Here is a 5799-nt window from a genome sequence, read left to right as displayed (position 1 = left end):
CCCTCCTCGCAGAAGGCGCTCGCCCGCGCCGGCTGGTCAGTCGCCGAGCTTGACCTGGTCGAGGCGAACGAAGCCTTCGCCGCCCAGGCCTGCGCGGTGAACAAGGGCCTCAATCTCGACCCGGCGAAGGTGAACGTGAACGGCGGCGCCATCGCCATCGGCCACCCGATCGGCGCCTCGGGCGCGCGCGTCCTCACCACCCTGCTCTTCGAGATGCAGAAGCGCGATGCCCGCAAGGGTCTCGCCACGCTGTGCATCGGCGGCGGCATGGGCGTCGCCATGTGCGTCGAACGCTGAAACACCAAGGAGGAAACCAACCGGATGCGTAAGGTCTATTCCGGCGCCGTCGAGGCGCTCGCCGGTCTGCTGCGCGACGACATGACCATCCTCGCCGGCGGCTTCGGCCTGTGCGGCGTGCCAATGGCGCTGATCGAGGCCATCCGCGAGAGCGGCGTGCGCAATCTGACCATCGTCTCCAACAATGCCGGGATCGACGGGATCGGTCTCGGCATCCTGCTGGATACGCGGCAGGTGAAGAAGATGATCTCGTCCTATGTCGGCGAGAACGCCACCTTCGCCCGGCAATATCTCGCCGGCGAGCTTGAGATCGAGTTCAACCCGCAGGGCACGCTGGCCGAGCGCATCCGCGCCGGCGGCGCCGGCATTCCCGCCTTCTTCACCGCGACGGGCTATGGCACCCAGGTTGCCGACGGCAAGGAAACCCGCGAGTTCGACGGCCGGCATTACGTGATGGAACGCGGCATTTTCGGCGATCTCGCCGTGGTCCATGCCTGGAAGGGCGATACCGAGGGCAATCTTGTCTACCGGAAGACGGCGCGGAACTTCAACCCGATCTGCGCTGCCGCCGCGAAGGTGACGGTCGCCGAGGTCGAGGAGCTGGTCGAACCCGGCACGATCGACCCCGACCACATCGTCACCCCCGGAATCTACGTCAAACGCATCGTCAAGCTCGCGCAGGTCGAGAAGCACATCGAGAAGCGCACCGTGCGCGAGCGGGCCTGAGGAGGAAAACATGCCCTGGACACGCGATCAGATGGCGGCCCGCGCCGCCCGTGAACTGCAGGACGGATTCTACGTCAATCTCGGCATCGGCATCCCGACGCTGGTGGCCAACCACATCCCCGAGGGCGTCTCGGTCCACCTGCACTCCGAAAACGGCATGCTCGGAATCGGACCCTTCCCCTATGAGGGCGAGGAAGACGCCGACCTGATCAACGCCGGCAAGCAGACCGTGACCGAGCTGCCGACCACGAGCTATTTCGACTCCGCGGAATCCTTCGCCATGGTGCGCGGCGGGCATATCGACATCTCCATCCTCGGCGCGCTGCAGGTTGCCGAAAACGGCGATCTCGCGAACTGGATGATCCCCGGCAAGATGGTGAAGGGCATGGGAGGGGCGATGGACCTCGTCGCCGGCGTGCCGCGCGTCGTGGTGCTGATGGAGCACACCGCCAAGGGCGAGCCCAAGATCCTGCGCAAATGCAGCCTGCCGCTCACCGGCAAGGGCGTGGTCAGCATGATCGTGACCGACATGGCGGTCTTCGAGGTCGATCACAGCCGCTCGCCCTCGCTCGTTCTGGTCGACAAGCCGGACGACGTGACGATCGAGCAGATCCGCGACGCGACGGAGGCCGATTTCGTGGTGCACAGCACCATGCACCGCACCCCGGTCGCCGCGGATATGGGGAAATGAGCGCGAATTCCGAGCTGCACGCCCGCCGCGAGACGGCCGTCGCCCGCGGTGTCGGCATCAGCCACCCGATGGCCTACACCGCCCACGCCGAGGGCGCTGAGCTGTGGGACGCCGAGGGCAAGCGGTATATCGACTTCGCCGGCGGCATCGCGGTGCTCAACACCGGGCACCGCCATCCGAAGGTGATCGCCGCGGTCCGCGCGCAGCTCGACCGCTTCACCCACACCTGCTTCCAGGTGACGCCGTACGAACCCTATGTCGCCCTGGCCGAGCGGCTCAACGCGATCGCCCCGATCGAGGGGAAGGCGAAAACGGTGTTCCTCACCACCGGCGCCGAGGCGCTGGAAAACGCCATCAAGATCGCCCGCGCCGCGACCGGCCGCCCCGGCGTGATCACCTTCGCCGGCGGCTATCACGGCCGTACCCTGCTGACCATGGCGATGACCGGCAAGGTCGCTCCCTACAAGAAGCGCTTCGCGCCAATGCCGGCGGAAATCTATCACGCGCCGTTTCCCTTCGAGCCCTTCGGCGTCAGCGTTGCCGACAGTCTTCGCGGCATCGAGATGCTGTTCCGCGCCGATATCGAGCCTGAGCGCGTCGCCGCCATCGTGATCGAGCCCGTCCAGGGCGAGGGCGGCTTCATCCCGGCGCCGACCGAGCTTCTGGTGGCCCTGCGCGCGCTGTGCGACCGTCACGGCATCCTGCTGATCGCCGACGAGGTGCAGACCGGCTTCGGCCGCACCGGCCGCATGTTCGGCATCGAGCATTCCGGTGTGAAGCCGGACCTGATGACGATCGCGAAATCGCTGGCCGGCGGCTTTCCGCTCTCCGGCGTGATCGGCCGCGCCGCGGTGATGGACGCGCCCGAGCCCGGCGGCCTCGGCGGCACCTATGCCGGCAACCCGCTCGCCTGCGCCGCCGCCCTCGCGGTGCTGGACGTGATCCACGAGGAAAACCTGGTGGAGCGCGCCAACGCGATCGGCGCCACGATGAAGGGCCGGCTCGAGCGCATCGCCGCCCGCAACGACGTCGCCCCCATCGCCGCGATCCGGGGGCCGGGTGCCATGATCGCCTTCGACATCGTCCGCCAGCGCGGCGGCCACGAGCCGGACGCCGAAACCACGAAACAGGTCATCGCCCGCGCCCGCGAGCACGGCGTCATCGTGATATCCTGCGGCGTCCACGGCAACACCATTCGCCTGCTGGTGCCGCTGACGGTCAGCGACGCCGTGCTCGGCGATGGGCTCGACGCCCTCGAAGCGGCCCTTTCCGACTGAGACGACGCGCCCTGCCGGGCCGGCGCGCCGCGCGATCGAGGCTCAGCGATAGCGCGGTCGCGGGTCGAACTGGGCCAGCCGGTCCCAATGCGCGCGCAATAGCGCGATCTTGTCGAACACGAGCGCGAGGTCGCCCATCTCGCGGGCAAGCCGTCGGTCGGTCGCCAGTCCGCGATGCGACGGCTCACCCGAAACCAGCCGCGCTCCCGCCGAAACCCTGAGCCAGCCGATCTGCCCGCCCTCGCCATCGGGCAGGGCGACCGGCTGGCCGATATGGCAGATGCGGGCGGCGATGCTGCGCTCGCGCGCGGTATCGAACAGCGCCGCGCAATCCGCGTTCAGCCAGTGATAGAGCCGCCGCGCCGCGGTCGGGTCCAGCAGCCGCTCCATCGAGCCGGGCGCGCGCACGGCGAAGGCGAAAACGCTGCGCAGCGAATCCCAGCCGCCGCCCTCGCGGGCGGGATCGGCGACGGTCTGCAACACGAAAATGTCGTGCTGCGCCACCGCCGCCTCGACGGCGGCGCGGAACCGGAGAAGCACCTCGCTCTTGCGCGCTTCCGGAACCGCGGCGAACGCCTTCAATTCCGCCAGCGCCGCGCGCCAGCGGAGCAACAGGCCGTAATTCGCGCCATCGGGCAGCCCCCGCGCCGCCGCCGCCGAGGGTGGCCACTCGCCCCGGCTGAAATAGGCATCAAGCCCCGAGGGCAACCGCCCCCGCCCGAGCCGCCGCGCGATTCGCGGCGGAATGAGCGCCGCGCCGGCGAAAGGCGGGCCGGTCAGGAATTTCGACCCGGTGATCTGGACCACGGCATCGAGATCGAGATAGGCGCGGATTCGCGCCGGCCCGATCCGCATCTGGCAGGCATCGACCACGATATCCAGCCCCTCGCCGAAGCGCTCGCGCAAGGTGCGCAACAGCGCCATCGACGGCGCGAGCAGGCCGGTCTTCGACAAGTCGAGCGCATGCAGGATCACCCGCCGCCCCGCCGCCGCCGCCGCCGCCACCGCGCGGCCGATCTCGTCCTCGATGGCGGCGGACGTGCGCGGAATACCGTATTTGTCGCGCAGCGGCACCGAGACCAGCTCGGTATCCGGCCTGAACCCGCCGATCGGCGCGGCGCGCGACACATCGTGCCCGTTCGCGGTATCGATCGCGAAATGCCGGCCGACCGCGGCCATCGGCACGCCGCTGCCGGTCTCCTCGGGAGCCAGCAGGATCGTGGTGATCGGCCGCCCGGCATCGGGCAGGTGGCTCAGGGCGAGGGCGAGCAATTCGCTGTCGGTTCCCGAGGCGGCAAGCACGACGGCGCCGCCCGCAGGCAGGCCGGCATCGTGCCCGATTCGCCGCCGCACCGCGACGGCCTCCAGCCCGATGGCGCGGCGGTCGCCATCGCGCAGCATCGCCGCGGTCAGCCGCAGCCGCACCCGATCCGCCGCCTCATAGCCGCGCTCGGACACCGAGGAGGCGGTGGACGAGGCAAAGGTCACCGCCCAGGGGCGCGGCCGATGGCTGCAACCATAGCCGTTGAGGTCGCTCTGCGGGTCGCGCATCAGCCTGATGTCGCCGCCCGTCTCCATGATCGATTCGACGATGCCGATGACCGGCCACAGTGCCCGGCACCGGGCGATCTCCGCCGCCGCCGCCGGACCGGTCTCTCCCGCGAGGGCGGCCAGGTCGCGCGAAATCCGTTCGAGCTGGCCGGCGCCCGGCGGCAGTTCCGCCGCCATCGTGGCGACCCAGGGGAATCGCGGCAATGGCGGCATCCGCTCGGCCTCGGCGAACTGCGCGGCGGCCCGCGCGGCGGCAAGCCCGGCCAGGGGCACCTTCACCCCGGCGCGCACCAGAGCGAGCCATTCCCCGGCGAGGCGGAGCGCGAAGCGACGGGCCAGCCGGTCGATGCCATCGTCGAAAACGACCCGCCCGGCGGCGAATTCGATCCCGAGGCCCGAAGGCGCCGCGCCGGACCGGCATTCGACGCCGCGCAACATCCAGAACGCCACGTTCCGCCTCAATTCCGCATCCATGGCGGCATCGGCGCGGGCGCCTTTCAGACGGAGAGGCTCGGGAAATCGGTTGCTCATGCTGGCCTTATACGCGCCTCCGGGCGGCAGCGCCAAACACTTCAGGTGTCATCTGCACGAAATGCCGCGAAGATGGGATGAACCGCCTCGCCGATCACCAGCGCGACATCGAAGCGCGTCTCCGGCCGTGCCCAGCCCGGCTGCTGACCGAGCACGATCTCCGCCGCCGCAACGAGCCGGCGCCGCTGGCGCGGGGTCAGCGCATCGGCGGCGGCGCGCAGCGCGTTGCGGGCCTTCACCTCGACGAAGGCGAGCACCTCCCGATCGGCGACGACGAGATCGATCTCACCGGCGGGCGTACGCAACCTTTGCGCGAGGACATCAAAGCCCCGGACGCTGTACCAGTTAGCGACGAGGGTCTCGGCAACCCTTCCGCGCCGTTCAGCCCGGCGCCGGGCGACAAGGCCGGTTTTGGGGATTCTTCCACCTCGGATTGTCTCGACATATAAACAGGAATACGTCATATGATGTAAATACGATACATTGCCTATCTAGAATTGGCGCGGTAGCAGAAAAACGATTTTTCCGGTCTTAATATCCTTTCATTGGAGAAAAAAAGAAATTACAATTGCCTGTCATCTCTGTTAATGAATTGTTAAGATGCGTCATATTCCAGAGCCAAAAGTGTTTAAAAAGTGAGAAACGACAATGCATTTTAATGATATTGGGCAGCAACTCAGAGCCTATCGCATGGAGTCCGGCCTCAAGGCCGAAGAGATCGCCGCC

Annotated in this window: 6 protein-coding genes and 1 pseudogene; 4 read left to right on the top strand and 3 right to left on the bottom strand. The window is 68.2% G+C overall.

The annotated features are described in order from the left end of the window. From ACIDOCELLA78_RS96695 to gabT, 4 genes and pseudogenes are all read left to right on the top strand, one after another. Nucleotides 1–297 (top strand): annotated as a pseudogene (locus tag ACIDOCELLA78_RS96695) (acetyl-CoA C-acetyltransferase); the annotation flags it as partial. 24 nt (nt 298–321) lie between these two features. After that, nucleotides 322–1023 carry a CoA transferase subunit A gene (locus ACIDOCELLA78_RS96690; RefSeq protein ID WP_201729862.1) on the top strand — a complete coding sequence of 234 codons (702 nt, stop codon included), beginning with the start codon at nt 322–324 and terminating at the stop codon, nt 1021–1023. 10 nt (nt 1024–1033) lie between these two features. Continuing rightward, nucleotides 1034–1714, top strand: a complete 681-nt coding sequence (locus ACIDOCELLA78_RS96685; protein WP_201729861.1) for a CoA transferase subunit B — start codon at nt 1034–1036, stop codon at nt 1712–1714. Continuing rightward, complete coding sequence (gene gabT / locus ACIDOCELLA78_RS96680; RefSeq protein ID WP_201729860.1) at nt 1711–2991, top strand: 4-aminobutyrate--2-oxoglutarate transaminase; 1281 nt, start codon at nt 1711–1713, stop codon at nt 2989–2991. The genes ACIDOCELLA78_RS96685 and gabT overlap by 4 nt, the downstream gene beginning before the upstream one ends. A gap of 42 nt (nt 2992–3033) precedes the next feature. Here the strand turns inward: gabT and ACIDOCELLA78_RS96675 are convergent, their stop codons facing one another. The 3 genes from ACIDOCELLA78_RS96675 to ACIDOCELLA78_RS96665 form a co-directional block, all read right to left on the bottom strand. Continuing rightward, the gene (locus ACIDOCELLA78_RS96675; protein WP_201729859.1) at nt 3034–5073 is read right to left on the bottom strand and encodes a hypothetical protein; all 2040 of its coding nucleotides are present in this window, start codon (nt 5071–5073) and stop codon (nt 3034–3036) included. A 41-nt stretch (nt 5074–5114) separates the two neighbouring features. Next, the gene (locus ACIDOCELLA78_RS96670; protein WP_201729858.1) at nt 5115–5537 is read right to left on the bottom strand and encodes a YraN family protein; all 423 of its coding nucleotides are present in this window, start codon (nt 5535–5537) and stop codon (nt 5115–5117) included. A 67-nt stretch (nt 5538–5604) separates the two neighbouring features. After that, nucleotides 5605–5799 (bottom strand): hypothetical protein (locus tag ACIDOCELLA78_RS96665; RefSeq protein WP_214006296.1); only part of this gene is annotated, 195 nt, incomplete at its 5' end.

This window comes from Acidocella sp. C78 (assembly GCF_907164655.1).
Note: the sequence above shows the minus strand (reverse complement) of the source record. Positions and strands in the feature narration are given on the sequence as shown.

Excerpts from the sequence above, each read along its gene's own strand:
- ACIDOCELLA78_RS96690 (WP_201729862.1), top strand. The coding sequence starts at position 322 with ATGCGTAAGGTCTATTCCGGCGCCGTCGAGGCGCTCGCCGGTCTGCTG.
- ACIDOCELLA78_RS96685 (WP_201729861.1), top strand. The coding sequence starts at position 1,034 with ATGCCCTGGACACGCGATCAGATGGCGGCCCGCGCCGCCCGTGAACTG.
- gabT (WP_201729860.1), top strand. The coding sequence starts at position 1,711 with ATGAGCGCGAATTCCGAGCTGCACGCCCGCCGCGAGACGGCCGTCGCC.
- ACIDOCELLA78_RS96675 (WP_201729859.1), bottom strand. The coding sequence starts at position 5,073 with ATGAGCAACCGATTTCCCGAGCCTCTCCGTCTGAAAGGCGCCCGCGCC.
- ACIDOCELLA78_RS96670 (WP_201729858.1), bottom strand. The coding sequence starts at position 5,537 with ATGACGTATTCCTGTTTATATGTCGAGACAATCCGAGGTGGAAGAATC.